The organism is Burkholderia sp. HI2714, assembly GCF_002223085.1.
Taxonomy (GTDB): domain Bacteria; phylum Pseudomonadota; class Gammaproteobacteria; order Burkholderiales; family Burkholderiaceae; genus Burkholderia; species Burkholderia lata_D.
Genome location: NZ_NKFM01000035.1, coordinates 195,332 through 210,791, shown reverse-complemented (window position 1 = coordinate 210,791; position 15,460 = coordinate 195,332). Strand labels below are relative to the sequence as shown.

The window sequence follows — 15,460 nt, the reverse complement described above, 5'->3', positions numbered from 1 at the left end:
GTTTCGTGTCTTCTGGCAACGCTGGCCGCGCTAGCCGCGCTCCTGATTCCGGGATACCAGCTTTCCTTCCCCAGCAAGTCATCGATCAAAACACCGATGCCGCAAAGTGTTGATATCCTGGTAGTTGACCGTAAGAATCAATTCCATTTTTAATATAACGAGAATATCGAATTTCATGGATACCAAGGACAAAAGAAAACTTGAAGCACTTTGGGTCGAGCATCGTGAGGGAGATGTCTGGCCAAGTACAGTGCCAGCGTTTGAAGCTCGGTTAAGAGAAATCCAGCAGGTGCATCAAGATTTTCCCGAAGAAAGGAAACAGAGCGACTTTGAACGGGCCTATGCTGCCAATGGACAGCTCCAAATTCTCGGGAAAGAACAGGCTCGATCGTTTTTCGATGACACCTGCGCCACCCACGGCTTTCCCATCGACGTCGATTATCTTCTATCGATCGGCATCTATCGTGCATTCCATGAGGCCGATATGAGCTTGCTCAAGGATGCTTTGCACACGTGGAACCGACTGAAGTTTGGAAATCGCCTACACACCCCCACCGGTAGTCACGGCTATCATTTCCGCGAACTCATGTACGCTATGGCCGATTGCGACATCGGCTTGGTGAAGCAATACATTCCGAGAGAACTTGGGTTGGCAGAGCGAGACTGTTTCCCTTTCTTCCGAGTCGGAAGCAACCTCGTTGCAGTGATGGTATACGACAACCCAAGGCAAACCGCTGTGGAAAAATCACTAGCACTCGCGGAGACCTATGTGGGTCGGAAAGGGAGTCCCAAGGGCAACGTACTTGTCGTCCGCTACTTGATGGCCTTGCTTAACGGGCAAGTGGACGAGGCGTCCCATTACCTGCAATGCATTGCCAACGAATACAGAAAAATGACATGGCTGGTTGAATTCCATGAATTTTTGAAGTATTTCGGCGCCTTCGTGCATGGCTTGTATAACCTTGCGCACTACGTATTGCCGGAAGCACATTTTGCGCTTTTAAAAACCCCAGAGCACAGTGTGTTCTGGGGCGACTTTGATCGCTTGAACAAGGAGCGAAATTTCGGGACAGGCGCGTTAATCAAAGGACTTAATCTGACGGACAATCTGGGCCGCTTGCGGCGCTTGCTCGTTGACCTGCCATAGGAAACAAGACGCCAGGATCCTTTGCGTTAACTTGGACAAGAGCGCTCGTGGATGCTAGCCCGGTAATAACGAGCGGACAGCAAACAGGGTGCCTGCGTTGCATCGCGCCGGTCAGCGAAGCGACGCTGAAGACCCATTGCAAGCGACTCGCCTCCGGCGTCGTGGCGTGAACAGCGCTCTGTCTTCGTTATGAACAGCATCGCAACTGAGCAAGCACCCATCGCTCCTTCTCCGGACATCAATCCGAATCACTCAAGAGCTGGCCTCTCGCATCCATCGCAATCGTCTTGTCAGGCCCAACGAGGAATGCAGTCCGCTCCTCAGACCATTCCAGCGAATGCCACTGCGGTGCCGATAACCACTGACCGCTTGCAAGCTCCATCAGCCCCCACTGCTCTCCCGAGCGCATCGCGGCGGAAACGCCCCAGCAAATATCGCCTATCTCTTCATATTTCGGGGGCACCGACCATTGACCATCCTCACCCAGAAAGCCGTAGCCCTTGCCCACGGCCGCCCACGCATACCCTTCCTCATAGTCACTGCACTCATCGAGGCAAGGCTCAAGCAACCAAACACCATCCACACCAATCAGGCCGATTTTATCGCCAACTTGTACGAAAGCAGTTCGACCTTCAAAGTACCAAAAATCATCGAAAGCGGGCTCACAAATGGTGATAACGCCCGTTTCTTCAGGGCGAATCAGACCATATTTTCCATTACGCTTCACCCAGCACAAGAAATAAGTAGCGTCCCCTCTCTCTTGCCACATGCCGTCCCATGTCGCCTCTTGAACGATACGCCAATTTTTCTCGTCGGCATATTGAACGCCCCAGCGCCCCTTCGAATGAAAGCTGTACAAGCCATAAGCCAATTGATGGCCCAACTTACCACCCGATGTTGCCATGAAATCTTTAAAGGTTACCGTCCTCGGAGCCTCCCCATAGGCACGCTTGAAATAAGCATGATCGAAACCACTCACGCCGAATGTCCAGGCCCAATAATCCCAAGTTACCGGCACCGAGCAATCAACGCGAGTAACTTCCGCCTCCAGTAGAAGTTCTCTCACGCCAACCGTGTCTCTTTTAGACATACTAACCTGCAACTGCCCCCATAAGGCATTGCATTTCCCAGCCTCCCTTCTGATAAATTCGTCAGAAGCGTCTGCAAAGTATCGCCCGGAATATTCATCATCCGATGCAAGCTCTTCGTCAAAATCCGAGAAACCTTCCAGTGCAAACAACTCATCCAGGTTTGCCGAAAAATTAGGCACGCCATACTCGGCCAGATCGTCCACCTCATTCTGCAAATAATGGATTGCAGCATCAAGCTGACGAACAAGCTGGCTTTCTTCGTCACTGAGATGAGGTGGTTTGGCAATAATGCGCGTAAACACGTTGCCAGCAGGCTTCGCGACAGGATTACGCTCAAGATAACTCAACAAGGTCCGCAAACGATCCAGCGCGGCCCGTGCATCACTGACGAGATTATCAGAATTGGCATCACCAAACACGCGCTGATCTCTAATAGCCTCACCTGCGGCACTTGAGGCCAACAAGATTCGCCACAAGGTCGGAAAGTTATTGTTCGCGTCGGCAACCTCAATTGTTTTGGCTTCTTCGCCCGAACCGGCTTGAATATACAGAAATGAACGATTTCCCAAAGAATGCCCCCTAATTATTTTTCAGAAAACAACCTCAAAACGACACGCCCCCACCAACCCCGGGTAAATTCATCTGCAGCCTTCTTAGAGCGACTACCCGAAGATCCCTCGGATTTTTATCGAGACACTCCGTTTACGTCAAGCGCGCGACTCTACGGCAACCGATAAATTGCGACATTATCACCCAGCCTACCTGAATCTTTTCGGGCAACCACCATACCTCGACGTTGATCATCCCATCCGAGAATCTCGGTTGAGTAGGATTCCTCGCCCGATGACATTGGCAAGACAAACGGAATCCAATTTTTCCCTTGATCCCTGCTGTAAAAATAGGCTTGCGCCGACGACATACCGCAATTGCGTGTGTTTCCAAAATAAGGTGGCATATAACAGGCCACAACATTCCATATTGTCTGGCCACTGGCCTTGATGATCCAGATACCATTTCCCAGCCATACGCCATCGTGGTAAACATTGCTGGAAACTCCATGAATCCCTGGAATGGCAATTTTGGCCCACTGCTTGGTCATCGGATCGAGGGCGTACAAACCTCCGTTGTACGACAACAGTGCCTCCCCGGACGCATTGCTGACGATCTCAAAGTTGGACAGGCTGCGCTTACCCCAATCAGGTGCGGCGGAGACATTGCGGACTACAACCTGCTTGCCGCTGAAGTCCAGTTCGAAGCGACGGGATTCCAGGAATTTTTGGCTTTTCTCATTCCCCTCGTCGTCGATCACAATCGAAGTCAGCGATGACCAGCCTAGCGCATTTCCAGCAGGACCAGGCAGAACGGTCCAACTCGCATCGAGTACCTCGTTCTCACGCTCCTGCCGATCCGACCAGACCGCCTTGCGCAAGTCAATGCTCTGCCACGATTGGCCATGATCTCGCGTCACCCAGATTTTTTCTTTATCGGAGCGTTCGGTGGCCCCTTTATCCAGAGTGAACGCATTGTTATCCGAGAGCCGGCCTTGAAACTCAGTCCAACGAGACACTTTTGTCTTCGGATCGAATTTCCATGTGCTCCCCCCATCAAGGCTGACGAATGCGATCTTGTACGGGCCAATCCGGGCGTTATTCTCCTCGCGTTCATCGGAGTCAAACGCGAGCCACTTGCCTCCGGGCGCTGTCATCAGATGCGGATCGGAATCACTCTCGATCGGAGCCTGAATGGTCGCCAAAATATTGATCTTGCCTCCATCCTCCATTCGAGCAATGAATTGCCGCGTCTCTTGGCGAGACAGGAAGTTGAGCAGAGTCTGTGCTGCCAGCTCTTGATGGCCGGCGACGATCATGGTCGAGGCTGATGCTGCCGCCATCCGTTTTTGTTGCTCACGCAAGTGCTCAGCCCGGGACGGAACCTGCAGGTCCAGCACCCTACCCGGTAGTGAAGTCGTGTCGTCTTCTTTTCTGCCGTCCAAGAGCTTACCGGTCAAGAGGCTTACGCCATGATCATTGACCCATTTGATGTCAGTGATTCCAAAGGGAACGCTGCCATCAATCTTGAATATCTGCTCTGGCGCGGAAAGTGTCTCCCCCAGCGAGCGCAACTGCCGCTGGTCGATCACTGTGATCACCCCAGCCAGCACCGCAAACCCGGCCCCTGCAAGCAGCAAGAAATACTTGTTTTTCGATTTCATTTTTTCCGAATTCCATTTCTCGGCACGGAACAACCAACAGACTTTTGAGGCACTTTGCCGTTCGGGAGACAAAGGCGATGATCCCGAACAGAGAAAACGACACGGCGATACGGCGCGTGCAAACACTTGATGAAAAGCCGAGTGTCTATGCTATCGCGACGAAGTTAGGCAAGCTTCGGAGTCTACCGGAGCGCTGGCAACGCGCCGATTGTCATCGACGTGACGCTCTTTACCGAATGTCCGAAACCAGTCGGCATTTGATTATTTTTCGTCACCGAAGAATTTCTGATGCATCTTCGAGAATGCAGTAGGGTTGGGTCGACTTTTCAACCATGCCAGTATGGAATTGCCGCAATCAAGTGCGTCTGACAATGACGTGTCCACGATGTAATCGTAGTGCCGGTTAGCATGAATCGAGTCGAATTGCGACTTGGCCAATCCGATCGTGCGTTTACCACGGGCAAGCTCGCGCTCGATCAAAATGTCGAGCGAGCAAAAGACACCTACGATAAAGACCGGGAAACCGACCAAGTCTTCGAGCATGTAGTACCAGGCATCGGATGAAAGGACATGATCAACGATCACCGGCTGACCGTGCCTGGAAAAAGTGGCGGCAGTGGCATTGATTGCTCTGCATAGGGCGGCCACCCGAACCTGTGCCACAGGTTGCTCGACTTCCCAGTAGTTTGCGGGCTCCATGCTTCGGAACACATCCAGCTCGATGTGCAAATGATGCTCAATCAATTGCTCGCACAAATATCTGCCGAGCGTACTTTTGCCGGCACTGCTCGGACCGTTGAGCACAATAATGGTCCCGTATCGCAGATGCGGTATTTCCGTGATCGGCATCGAGGTACCCGTCGGTGGTCTGCCAATGAAGGAGGCAGCTCGATCGTCGTCGAACTGACACTCGATGTCGAACGGAATCGGCGGTCGGCCATTGTCGCATGCCCCGTCGCCGATTCCGCCTATTCGTCGCCTGACAACCCGTTGCCCTCTTCGAAACGCGTGACGCCCTTCAGCGCGCGCAGCTTGTCGCAGATCGCCCGGTATTCGAGTTCCGATACCCGCGCAAGCGCGATGCGCACCTCGTCGTGCTCGCCCGTGTCGTCGGCGCGCTGCACGATGAACTGCTTCACCCGCGCACTGTCCGGGCCCAGCGCCGCATGCAGCGAATCGAAGTTCAGCGTGCCGCCCACGACCGTCAGCGCGAGCTGGCGCCGCTGGCGCACCGTGAAGTAGCGCCGCTCCAGCGGCTTGATGCCGGCCAGGATGATCAGGATGATGATCGTCGCCGAAATCGACGCGACGTAGAGCCCGCCGCCCACCGCGAGGCCGATCGCGGCGACCGACCACAGGCTCGCGGCCGTCGTCAGCCCCCGCACGATCTCGCCGCGCAGCAGGATCGACCCCGCGCCGAGGAAGCCGATGCCCGACACGACCTGCGCGGCAATCCGCGACGGATCGAGCACGATGTGCTCGCTGCTGCCGAGCACGTCGGCGAACCCGAACGCCGACACGATCATGATCAGCGTCGAACCGACACAGACGAGCATGTGCGTACGCAGGCCCGCCGCCCACGACAGACGCTCGCGCTCGAAGCCGATGACGCTGCCCAGCGCCGCCGCGAGGACGAGCCGCATCACGAGTTCCAGGTTGCTCAGCATGCGATTTATCTCCTTTTCTGGTGCCGGCCGTGCGGAATGTTTTATCCTTGGCCCCGGCCGCGCCGATCCTCCGGGCCGCGCCGACACGTTTCGAACCTAGCGCTCAACCCCGTCATGTCCGTTTCCGACTCCGCTTCCGCCCAGGCCGCCCAACTGCGCCACCATTTCGCGCACGTCGTCTTGCCGATCTGGCGGGGTTCAGGGTTCGACCAGACATTACAGTTGCCGTTCGAAGCCGTCGATCCGGCCACCCACGCGCCGCTGCCCGTGACCCGTTATCGCGCAATGGCCTGCGCACGGCAATTGTTCGTGTTCGCGCAGGCCGGCGACACCGCGCACGCGGCCACGCTGTTCGACGCGCTGGGCCGCCACTTTCGCGACCCGCGCCACGGCGGCTGGCACTACAGCGTGGACGCGCAGGGCGCACCGCTCGACACGACCAAGGATCTCTACACGCACGCCTTCATCGTGTTCGCGTGCGCCGCGTGGTATGCGGCATCGGGCGACGCCGCCGCGCGCCAGGCGGCCGAAGAGACCGCCGCGCTGATTCAGGACCGTTTCGCGCCGCACCGCGGCGACGCGCTGCTCGACGCGGCGCGCCACGCCGATTTCTCGTCGTCCGGCAGCGGGGCGCTGCAGAATCCGCTGATGCACCTGACCGAAGCGTGGCTCGCGGCGGCGGCTGCATTCGGCGACACGGCGTTCGACGACGCGCTCGCGCACACCGCGCAGGCCGTCGAGCGCACGTTCGTCGACGCGGCAACCGGCTGCGTGGCCGAGCTGCCGCTCGGCGCGGCCGACAACCGTTTCGAGCCGGGCCATCAGTTCGAGTGGTTCTATCTGGTCGACGCGGCCGGCGCGCGGCTCGCGCAGACCGGGCTCCCCGGCGCGCTGGCGCGCGCGTTTGTGTTCGCGGAGCAATACGGCGTCGATCCGCAGACGGGCGGCGTCTGCGCGGCGCTCGACGCGCAAGGCGCGTGCATCGACGGCACGCAGCGGATCTGGGCGCAGACCGAGTACCTGCGCGCGCTCGCGACGCACGGCGGCACGCCGGCCTCGGCGCCGCTCGCGCGGCAGATCGAACGCTTCGCCGCGCGCTTCCTGCATCCGCGCGGCTGGTTCGAGTGCAAGACGGCGGACGGGCAGGTGGCGCGCGCCGACATGCCGTCGACGACGCCCTACCACCTCGAGACGGCTTACGCGGCGCTGCCGGCCGGCGCGTAACCCGCGTCGTCGAACGACGGCGCCGCATGCTCGCCGCGTGCGGCGCGGCCGTCGCCCAGTTCGAACACCGACACCGCCTGCATCAGGTGCGCGGTCTGGTCGTTCAGCGACGCAGCCGCCGCCGCGACCTCCTCCACCAGCGCCGCGTTCTGCTGCGTGAGCTGATCCATCTGCGTGACGGCCTGGTTCACCTGCTCGATCCCGACGCTCTGCTCGACCGACGCCGCCGTGATCTCGGACATCGTCTGCACGACGCGCGTGATCGACGCCGACACCGTCCGCATCGCATCGCCGGCGCGCTCGACGAGCTCCGCGCCGCCGTTGATCTGCGAGACCGAATCCTCGATCAGCGCCTTGATCTCCTTCGCCGATTGCGCGCTGCGCTGCGCGAGCGAGCGCACCTCACCCGCGACGACCGCGAAGCCGCGCCCCTGTTCGCCTGCGCGGGCGGCTTCCACGGCCGCGTTCAGCGCAAGGATGTTGGTCTGGAACGCGATGCCGTCGATCACCGAGATGATCTCCGCGATCCGCCCCGAGCTCTGCGCGATGCCGCGCATCCGGTCGATCACGCTGTCGACCACGCCGCCGCCGTGGCTCGTCGCCTCGAGCGCCGCGTCGGCCAGCGCGCTCGCCGCACGCGCGCTGTCGGTGTTCTGCCGGACGGTCGCCGTCAGTTCCTCCATGCTCGCGGCCGTTTCCTCAAGCGACGCGGCCTGCGTGCCGGTGCGCGCCGACAGGTCGGCGTTGCCGCCCGCGATCTCGCCCGCGCCGAGGTGGATCGCGTCGGACGCCTGGCGCACCGTGCGCACGGTGCCCGCGATACTCGTCTGCATCGTGGCGAGGCCGCGCAGCATCCGGTCGATCTCGAACACGCCGCCTGCCCGCACGACTTCATCGAGCCGGCCTTGCGCGATCCGCTCGAAATGGCGGCCGGCTTCTTCCAGCGGCGCGACGACCGCGCGCCGCGCGGCCACGTAGATCGCCGCGCTCGCCACGAGCATCGCCACCAGCAGCACGATGCCGACCGACTTGAACCAGAGCATGCCGCCGTCGATCGTGTCGAACGCCGTGCGGCTCGATGCGCCCCCATAGTCGGTGAAGCGGCGCAGCTCGGCGATATAGGCGTCCTGGATGCTCTGTGTCGGCTGGTCGAGGAAGGCCTGGATGTTGTCGGCGTCGAGGAACTGCACGAGTTCGCCCAGCGCGCCGCGCAGCGCGCGATAGCGCTCGGCAAGCGCCGCGACGCGCGCGCGGTTGGCATCGTCGACCGGCTGCGCGGCCGTCAGCGCGGCGAACGCCTTGTCCGCCTCCGCGAGCGACGCGCCGGCATGGCGGATGATGTCTTCCGGCTTCGGGCCGCCGCGCACCATCCGCGTGCCGGCGCGCGACAGGTTGATGCGCGCGTCGAGCAGCTGCTGGGTCGCCTGGCTAGCCGCTTCGACCTGCGTGATCGCGATGTTCGACAGATCGTCGACGCCGCTGCGCGTCGACTTGAGCGCCCAGAAGCCGAGCGCCTCGATCGCGAACAGGAAGAGGCAAAACACGGTCAACACGCCGAGCAGACCCGACGCGAGCTTGATTTTTCCGAACATGGGGGAGATTCCTGGAAAGCGGAAGATGAGGCAATGCCCCGGCATTAGCGGCATTTCTTCGTCGGACTTTAGGTGCGGACGGCAGCGAAATTCACGTTGCCCGCGCATTCCAGCGGAATCATCCGCAAACAGGGAAATCTACGGCATTCGACGCAATAATCGCGTCGCATCGCGCTGGAGATTGCATGAAATGCGGACGAATTTCCTTGCTTATCCGCAGCCCCCTTCCTAGAGTTCAGCGCAAGCGGGCACTCATTTCGAGGAAAGTCGATGACCGACATCACGGACCACGCGCGCGGCGCATTGCGTGCGCAACCGTTCAGCATGCTGCTGGGCACGGAGCTGATGCATATCGGCGACAACGAAGTGTCGCTGTGCCTGCCCGTGCGTGAGGAACTGCGGCAGCAGCACGGTTTCGTGCACGGCGGCGTCATCAGCTACCTCGCGGACAACGCGCTGACGTTCGCCGGCGCGCTCGTGCTCGGCCCGCGCGTGATCACGGCCGAATACAAGATCAACTACCTGCGGCCGGCCGTGAACGGCACGCTCGTCGCCCGTGCGAAGCTCGTCTATGCGGGCCGGCACCAGGCGACCTGCCAGTGTCATGTGTTCGTCATCGACGGCGATCACGAGCGGCTCGTCGCAATCGCGCAGGGCACGATCAACCGCGTCGGCGACGGCAAGATGCCGGATGCGCCGGAGGAAACGGCGTGAGCGGTTCTCCGCACTTGAAGGACCGCCCGTCCTTCCAGAAGACGATGAGCGCGTAGCGGAGCCAAGCGTCAGACATGCGGAAAGCTTGCCGCTCCCATGTGCGGCGCATCGGGATCTAACGCTTCATCGCGGCAAGATAGACCGCATCGCGCTCGCGTCGACCGACCGCCACGACCAGTACGAGCACTTCCGAATCGCGCACTTCGTAGACGAGCCGATAGCCGACGCTGCGCAGCTTGATCTTGTAACGATCCGGGTGACCATGCAACTTTGCAGACGGAATCCGAGGATTCTCGAGCCGCTCGGCGAGCCGGGATTTGAACTGGTCGCGAACGGTGTGATCGAGCTTCGTCCGCTCCTTCAGCGCAGGTTCGAAAAATTGAAGTTCAAAGGTCGTTCAGCCTGACGTTGACGACTTTCCCGTTGGCGCGCTCGTCGACCAGTGTGTTGTCTTCAATATCCTCCAGACATTCGACCATCGCCTCCCACGTCTTCGCCGGGATGCAATAGAACGCGGGCTCGTTGCGACTCAGGATCGCGACCGGGAAACCCTTTCCCGCCGCGACCGTGCCTATCGGGTTCCGCTTCAGCTCGGAAACGCTCGCGGTAAAATTGGCCAGGATGGATTGAGGCATGTCGGCTCCCTCTTCTACAGAATGGCGTTGCATCTAATCTGGTACCAAATTTAGCACCATAACTGGCGCCAGCCACTCCCGAAACCTTGAAGTGAAGTGCATATCGCGACCGGCTCAACGACCTCGATATGCCGGCGCGTCTACTCCGCCCCGTCCCCCGCCAGCGGCAAAAACCGCGGCGCCACGCGCGCCCGTACGTTGCCGTTCTCATCCGTCCGATAGATCCCACGCGCCGCGTTGTGCGGATGTGCAGCCGCGTCGGCTACGCTCAGCAGCGGCGCGAAACACGCGTCGGTGCCTTCGAGCAGTGCGCGCCAGTGCGCGGACGGCTGCTGCGCGAACACGTCGGCGAAACGCGCTTTCAGCGCGGGCCAGCGCGCCCGGTCGTACTGCGACGCCGGATCGACGTCGGTCAGCCCGAGCCGTTCGACCAGCAGCGCATAGAACGGCGGCTCGAGCGCGCCGATCGTCACGCATTCGCCATCCGCGCAGCGATACACGTCGTAGAACGGCGCGTCATGAAAGAGGCTCGGCTGCGCGCCGTCGAGCTGTCCGTTCGCGCGCGCCCACAGCGCGAGCGAGCCGAGCATCGACACGATGTCGACGATCGCGCCGTCGACCACGCGCCCCGGCCCGCCGCCACGCACATCGAGCAATGCGCAGACGATCCCGAACGCGAGCCCGAGCGCGCCGCCCGCATCGCCGACGACGGTCGGCGGCACCCCCGGCCGGCCGTCGCGCGGCGCCGACAGCGACAGCAGCCCCGTCAGCGCGACGTAGTTCAGGTCGTGTCCGGCCGCGGCCGCGAGCGGGCCGTGCTGGCCCCAGCCGGTCATCCGCCCGTACACGAGCGTCGGATGGCGGCGTGCGCAATCGTCGGGCCCGAGGCCGAGCCGCTCCATCACGCCGGGCCGCAGCCCCTCGATCAGCGCATCGGCCTGCGCGACCAGGTCGAGCGCGGCGTCGCGGCCGGCCGGCGACTTCAGATCGAGTTCGACGATCGTCTTGCCTTCGCGCAGCAGGTCGCCGTCGCGGGCCTGCAACGCATCCGGCGCGCTCGTGCGGCCGGACGGGCGCGCGATCAGCGTGATCCGCGCGCCCATCCCGGCGAGCATCCAGCCCGCGAGCGGACCGGGGCCGAGACCTTCGAATTCGACGATGTGGATGCCGGAAAGCGGCGCGTTCAATGGCATGACGACCTCGCTGAAATGCAACCGGGAAAGGCGCGGCAAAACGTTCCGATTCTATGCGAATGCGTGCGCACGCCAGCGTCGCACGACCAAGGTCCGGTCACGCTGACAACGGGCTTGCGCGGGCCCTAGCGCTGCCCGTCCCCCGCACGTTCGGCCAGCGCCGCCCGCATCGCCCGCACGATCGCGTCCCGATGCGGGTCGATCCGCTCGACGGGCCCGGCCACGCCCATCGCCAGCGGCAGCCCGTTCCAGCCGTCCGCGATCACCATCGAGATCATCGCGGCGCCCTGCGTCACCGTATGCGCCGAATACGAATAGCCGAGCCGGCGCGTCTGTTCGACCTTGTCGAGCACGACGTCCTCGTCGATCGTCCTGCCCGACTTCCCGAGCCGGCGGATGCTGCGCGACACGAGCCGGCGGATCGTGCTGTCCGGCTGGAGGCTCAGCAACGCCCAGCCGAGCCCCGACATGCAGATCTCGCGACGCGTGCCGATCGGCGCGTAGAACTGCACCGGAATCGAATGCGAGCCTTCGACCGCATCGATGTACTGCACGTACAGGTCGCTCTGCACCGCGATCACGACCGCCTCGTGCGTGCGCGCCGCCAGCCGCTTCGCGACGGCATGCCAGTGCCGCCGGCTGCCGGCCGCCGAGTCGACCAGCGCTTCGCCGAGATTGACGAGCCGCGCGGTGGGCGCATACGCATGCGTGGCGTCGTCGTACGCGAGATAGCCGAGCGTCTTCATGCTGGTCAGCAGCGCGGCCGCGCTCGACCCAGGGTAACCGCAGCGCGTGGCGATCTCGCGCACGCTCAGCGGCCGCTGCAACGCGCTGAAGAGTTCCAGCACCTCGAACACGCGCGCCGCGCTCTTGACCACGTTTCCGCTCATCCCGCCCTCTCCGCCACGACCGGCACGGGCCTTCCACGTATGTGGAACGGAATTTCCCGCCGCCAACCGTCATGACGATACTAGGCTTCGGCCCGCGGCGTGAAGTCCCGCGGCACGAACACACGGAGACACCATGGCAGCTTTCCTGACCCGTGAACGGCAAGGCTCGATCCTGACCGTCACGATGAATCGTCCCGACACCCGCAACGCCATTTCGGATACCGATGCAATCGACGCATTGACCGAATGCTGCGACGAAGCGAACCGCGACGAATCGATCCGCGTGCTGATCCTGACCGGCGCCGGCCCGACGTTCTCGTCAGGCGGCAACGTGAAGGCGATGCGCGCGTTCGTGGAATCGGGCCCGCCCGACCCTGCCGCGATCCGGACCAGCTATCGCCGCGGCATCCAACGGCTCGCGCACGCGTTCCAGCACCTCGAAGTCCCGGCCATCGCGGCGGTCAACGGCCCCGCGATCGGCGCCGGCACCGATCTCGCATGCATGTGCGACATCCGCATCGCCGCCGACAGCGCGCGCTTCGCGGAAAGCTTCATCGCGCTCGGCCTCGTGCCGGGCGACGGCGGCGCATGGTTCCTGCCGCAGATCGTCGGTGCCGCGGTCGCCGCGGAAATGTCGTTCACCGGCGATGCGCTGGACGCGCATGCCGCGCTGCGCTGCGGGCTCGTGTCGCGCGTCGTGCCCGATGCCGACCTCCTCGCGCATGCGCACGAGCTGGCCGGCCGCATCGCCCGTCACTCGGGCACCGCGTTGCGCCTGACCAAACGGCTGCTGCGCGAAGGCCGCCACGCGAGCCTCGACACGCTGCTCGACCTGTCGGCGTCGTACCAGGCGTTCGCGCACGCCACCCCCGAACATCGCGCGGCAGTCAACGCGCTGTTCGCCGCGCGCGGCTGACCCCGCGACGCACCGCGGCCGCGTGCGAGCCGGCGCCCATGCCGGCCCGCGGGCCCGTCGAATCCACATCGAAGGAGACATCGTCATGACCAGCAGCAACGAAGGCGCACTCGCGGGCGTGCGCGTGGTGGACCTGAGCCGCGTCTATGCGGGGCCGTTCTGCGCGCAGACGCTCGCCGACCACGGCGCGGACGTCGTCAAGATCGAACCGCCGCAGGGCGACGAAACGCGCGACTGGGGCCCCGCGATGCCGAGCGGCATCTCCAGCTACTACTGGGGGCTCAACCGCAACAAGCGCAATCTCGCGCTCGACCTGTCGCATCCCGACGGACGCGACGTGCTGTTCCGCATGCTCGAGACGGCCGACGTGCTGATCGACAACTTCAAGCAGGGCACGCTCGAACGCTGGGGCATCGGCTACGAAGCCTGCCTGCGCGAGCGCTTTCCGCGCCTCGTGCACTGCTCGATCTCCGGATACGGTACCGACGGCCCGCTCGCGCGATTTCCGGGCTACGACGCGGTCGCGCAGGGCCTCGCCGGCTTCATGTCGATCAACGGCGAACCGGGCGGCATGCCGCTCAAGGTGCCGTTTCCGGTCGTCGATCATGCGGCCGGCCTGAGCGCCGTCTCGAGCATCCTGCTCGCGCTGGTCGAACGGACGCGCTCCGGCCTCGGGCAACACGTCGACATCGACCTGTTCAGCACCGCGCTGTCGATGCTGCATCCGGTCAGTACGACGTGGATGGCGACCGGCGACGTGCCCGTCGCGACCGGCAACGTGTATGGCGCGATCGCGCCGTACGGCGTCTATCCGTGCAAGGACAAGCCGATCTCGACCGGCGCGGGCAACAACCGCACGTTCGCGCGGCTCGTCGACGCGCTCGGCGCACCCGAACTGGCGCGCGATCCGCGGTTCGCGACCAACGCGCAGCGCGTCGCGCATCGCGACGCGCTCGACACGCTGCTCGGCCAGCTGACCGCCGAACTGCATGCCGACGACGTCGTCGAGCGGCTGCTGAAGGCCGGCGTCGCGACGGGCCCGGTGAACACCGTCGCCGATGCGTTCGGCCATCCGCAGGCGGCGCGCAACGGGATGTTCGTCGATACCGAGACGTACACCGGCGCGGGCATCCCCGCCAAACTGTCCCGCACACCGGGCTCGATACGCCGGCCGCCCAGGCCGTTCGCCGCGGACACGGATGCCGTGCTCGATGCCTTCGGGATCGACGCGGCGCGCCGCGACGCGTTGCGGCAGGCCGGCGTGCTGCACGACACGCGGGCGGGTGCCGCCGGGAGCGCGTCATGACCACCCAGCGCTCGTTTTCTTCGCTGACAGGCGACGACGCCCCGTCGATCCTGCGCGACGACGCCGACGGCATCGCGTGGCTGACGATCCATCGCCCGCACGTCGCCAACGCACTGTCCGCCGAAGCGGTTCGTCGCCTGTGCGACGAACTCGTCACGCTCGACGACAACCCGTCGATTCGCGTCATCGTGATTCGCGGCGCGGGCGAACGCGCGTTCAGCGCAGGCGTCGATCTCGGCGACCCCGAGATACGCGGCATGCAGCCGATGCGCGGGCTCGCCCGCAACGTGCACGAGCTGATCCTGGAGCTGCGCAAGCCGACCATCGCGGCCGTCAACGGCTACGCGGTCGGCGGCGGCTGCGAAATCGCGCTCGCGTGCGACCTGCGAATCGCCGCCGATCATGCGAGCTTCGCCCTGCCCGAAGCGCGGGTCGGCATGGGCGCGAACTTCGCGAGCGTGCTGTTGCCGCGCCTGTTGCCGCGCGCGATCGCGATGGAGCTGCTGTTCACGGGCCGCCGGCTCGACGCGGACGAAGCGCAGCGCGTCGGCCTGCTGAACCGCGTCGTGCCCGGCGTCGCGCTCGACGACGCCGTACGCGAACTCGCGCAGACGATCGCGGCGAACGCACCGCTCACGATCCGCCGCATCAAGGAAACGGCGACGCGCAGCCAGGGGCTGCCGGTGGCCGCCGCGCTGCGGCTGGACGTCGGCCCCGACGTCTACGCGAGCGAGGACCGGATCGAGGGCGCCCGCGCGTTTCTCGAGAAGCGCAAGCCGGTGTTCAAGGGACGCTGAGCCCGGCGCGGCATCGCAGCACCCGGCGCGTACCGCTCCCAGAACGCGGGCGCCCAAAAAAACATGGACGGAGACA

Annotated in this window: 14 protein-coding genes and 2 pseudogenes; 6 read left to right on the top strand and 10 right to left on the bottom strand. The window is 63.2% G+C overall.

The genetic code is table 11. The features are described from left to right. The first annotated feature begins 175 nt into the window (after positions 1–175). Positions 176–1,147 (top strand): hypothetical protein, encoded by a 972-nt coding sequence (locus CFB82_RS18955; protein ID WP_089484820.1) that lies wholly within the window; start codon positions 176–178, stop codon positions 1,145–1,147. Between the two features lie 238 nt (positions 1,148–1,385). On the opposite strand, the gene CFB82_RS18950 is transcribed toward CFB82_RS18955, so the two are convergent. From CFB82_RS18950 to CFB82_RS18930, 5 genes and pseudogenes are all read right to left on the bottom strand, one after another. Beyond that, the gene (locus CFB82_RS18950; protein WP_143750932.1) at positions 1,386–2,807 is read right to left on the bottom strand and encodes a WG repeat-containing protein; all 1,422 of its coding nucleotides are present in this window, start codon (positions 2,805–2,807) and stop codon (positions 1,386–1,388) included. A 152-nt stretch (positions 2,808–2,959) separates the two neighbouring features. Then, a complete protein-coding gene (locus tag CFB82_RS44030) occupies positions 2,960–4,450 on the bottom strand; it encodes a hypothetical protein (RefSeq protein ID WP_089484817.1) in 1,491 nt (496 codons plus the stop codon). 51 nt (positions 4,451–4,501) lie between these two features. Then, positions 4,502–4,580: pseudogene (locus CFB82_RS44550) on the bottom strand (hypothetical protein); the annotation flags it as partial. 131 nt (positions 4,581–4,711) lie between these two features. Then, positions 4,712–5,299, bottom strand: a complete 588-nt coding sequence (locus tag CFB82_RS18935; RefSeq protein ID WP_089484816.1) for a chloramphenicol phosphotransferase CPT family protein — start codon at positions 5,297–5,299, stop codon at positions 4,712–4,714. Between the two features lie 119 nt (positions 5,300–5,418). Further along, a complete protein-coding gene (locus CFB82_RS18930) occupies positions 5,419–6,117 on the bottom strand; it encodes an MgtC/SapB family protein (RefSeq protein WP_089448605.1) in 699 nt (232 codons plus the stop codon). Between the two features lie 114 nt (positions 6,118–6,231). Here CFB82_RS18930 and CFB82_RS18925 point away from each other — a divergent pair, with 114 nt between their 5' ends. Then, on the top strand, positions 6,232–7,341 hold the full coding sequence (locus CFB82_RS18925; RefSeq protein WP_089448606.1) for an AGE family epimerase/isomerase: 1,110 nt from the start codon (positions 6,232–6,234) through the stop codon (positions 7,339–7,341). Here CFB82_RS18925 and CFB82_RS18920 read toward each other — a convergent pair. Beyond that, entirely contained in the window at positions 7,314–8,933 is a 1,620-nt protein-coding gene (locus tag CFB82_RS18920) for a methyl-accepting chemotaxis protein (protein ID WP_069252692.1), read from the bottom strand. The genes CFB82_RS18925 and CFB82_RS18920 overlap by 28 nt on opposite strands. Positions 8,934–9,203: 270 nt before the next feature. Here CFB82_RS18920 and CFB82_RS18915 point away from each other — a divergent pair, with 270 nt between their 5' ends. Next, entirely contained in the window at positions 9,204–9,647 is a 444-nt protein-coding gene (locus CFB82_RS18915) for a PaaI family thioesterase (protein WP_011353771.1), read from the top strand. 115 nt (positions 9,648–9,762) lie between these two features. Here CFB82_RS18915 and CFB82_RS18910 read toward each other — a convergent pair. From CFB82_RS18910 to CFB82_RS18895, 4 genes and pseudogenes are all read right to left on the bottom strand, one after another. Continuing rightward, positions 9,763–10,041, bottom strand: a pseudogene (locus CFB82_RS18910) (type II toxin-antitoxin system RelE family toxin); the annotation flags it as partial. After that, positions 10,034–10,282 carry a type II toxin-antitoxin system Phd/YefM family antitoxin gene (locus CFB82_RS18905; protein ID WP_089484814.1) on the bottom strand — a complete coding sequence of 83 codons (249 nt, stop codon included), beginning with the start codon at positions 10,280–10,282 and terminating at the stop codon, positions 10,034–10,036. The gene CFB82_RS18905 and the pseudogene CFB82_RS18910, both read right to left, overlap by 8 nt. A 140-nt stretch (positions 10,283–10,422) precedes the next feature. Next, the gene (locus CFB82_RS18900; RefSeq protein WP_089485009.1) at positions 10,423–11,475 is read right to left on the bottom strand and encodes a CaiB/BaiF CoA transferase family protein; all 1,053 of its coding nucleotides are present in this window, start codon (positions 11,473–11,475) and stop codon (positions 10,423–10,425) included. 125 nt (positions 11,476–11,600) lie between these two features. Beyond that, positions 11,601–12,365, bottom strand: a complete 765-nt coding sequence (locus CFB82_RS18895; RefSeq protein WP_069252693.1) for an IclR family transcriptional regulator — start codon at positions 12,363–12,365, stop codon at positions 11,601–11,603. Between the two features lie 133 nt (positions 12,366–12,498). On the opposite strand from CFB82_RS18895, the gene CFB82_RS18890 reads away from it, so the two are divergent. The 3 genes from CFB82_RS18890 to CFB82_RS18880 all read left to right on the top strand — a co-directional run bounded on the left by CFB82_RS18890 (position 12,499) and on the right by CFB82_RS18880 (position 15,384). Continuing rightward, a complete protein-coding gene (locus CFB82_RS18890; protein ID WP_069252694.1) occupies positions 12,499–13,281 on the top strand; it encodes a crotonase/enoyl-CoA hydratase family protein in 783 nt (260 codons plus the stop codon). Positions 13,282–13,366: 85 nt separating this feature from the next. Further along, positions 13,367–14,587, top strand: coding sequence for a CaiB/BaiF CoA transferase family protein (locus CFB82_RS18885; RefSeq protein ID WP_089484813.1), 1,221 nt, complete (start codon positions 13,367–13,369; stop codon positions 14,585–14,587). Continuing rightward, positions 14,584–15,384 carry an enoyl-CoA hydratase/isomerase family protein gene (locus CFB82_RS18880; RefSeq protein ID WP_089484812.1) on the top strand — a complete coding sequence of 267 codons (801 nt, stop codon included), beginning with the start codon at positions 14,584–14,586 and terminating at the stop codon, positions 15,382–15,384. The genes CFB82_RS18885 and CFB82_RS18880 overlap by 4 nt, the downstream gene beginning before the upstream one ends. Positions 15,385–15,460 lie beyond the last annotated feature (76 nt).

Bases quoted from the DNA above. Each gene is read 5' to 3' on its own strand.
- CFB82_RS18935 (WP_089484816.1), bottom strand. From the start codon at position 5,299: ATGCCGATCACGGAAATACCGCATCTGCGATACGGGACCATTATTGTG.
- CFB82_RS18880 (WP_089484812.1), top strand. From the start codon at position 14,584: ATGACCACCCAGCGCTCGTTTTCTTCGCTGACAGGCGACGACGCCCCG.
- CFB82_RS18925 (WP_089448606.1), top strand. From the start codon at position 6,232: ATGTCCGTTTCCGACTCCGCTTCCGCCCAGGCCGCCCAACTGCGCCAC.
- CFB82_RS18905 (WP_089484814.1), bottom strand. From the start codon at position 10,282: ATGCCTCAATCCATCCTGGCCAATTTTACCGCGAGCGTTTCCGAGCTG.
- CFB82_RS18900 (WP_089485009.1), bottom strand. From the start codon at position 11,475: ATGCCATTGAACGCGCCGCTTTCCGGCATCCACATCGTCGAATTCGAA.
- CFB82_RS18895 (WP_069252693.1), bottom strand. From the start codon at position 12,365: ATGAGCGGAAACGTGGTCAAGAGCGCGGCGCGCGTGTTCGAGGTGCTG.
- CFB82_RS18915 (WP_011353771.1), top strand. From the start codon at position 9,204: ATGACCGACATCACGGACCACGCGCGCGGCGCATTGCGTGCGCAACCG.
- CFB82_RS18955 (WP_089484820.1), top strand. From the start codon at position 176: ATGGATACCAAGGACAAAAGAAAACTTGAAGCACTTTGGGTCGAGCAT.
- CFB82_RS18920 (WP_069252692.1), bottom strand. From the start codon at position 8,933: ATGTTCGGAAAAATCAAGCTCGCGTCGGGTCTGCTCGGCGTGTTGACC.
- CFB82_RS18885 (WP_089484813.1), top strand. From the start codon at position 13,367: ATGACCAGCAGCAACGAAGGCGCACTCGCGGGCGTGCGCGTGGTGGAC.
- CFB82_RS18930 (WP_089448605.1), bottom strand. From the start codon at position 6,117: ATGCTGAGCAACCTGGAACTCGTGATGCGGCTCGTCCTCGCGGCGGCG.
- CFB82_RS44030 (WP_089484817.1), bottom strand. From the start codon at position 4,450: ATGAAATCGAAAAACAAGTATTTCTTGCTGCTTGCAGGGGCCGGGTTT.
- CFB82_RS18890 (WP_069252694.1), top strand. From the start codon at position 12,499: ATGGCAGCTTTCCTGACCCGTGAACGGCAAGGCTCGATCCTGACCGTC.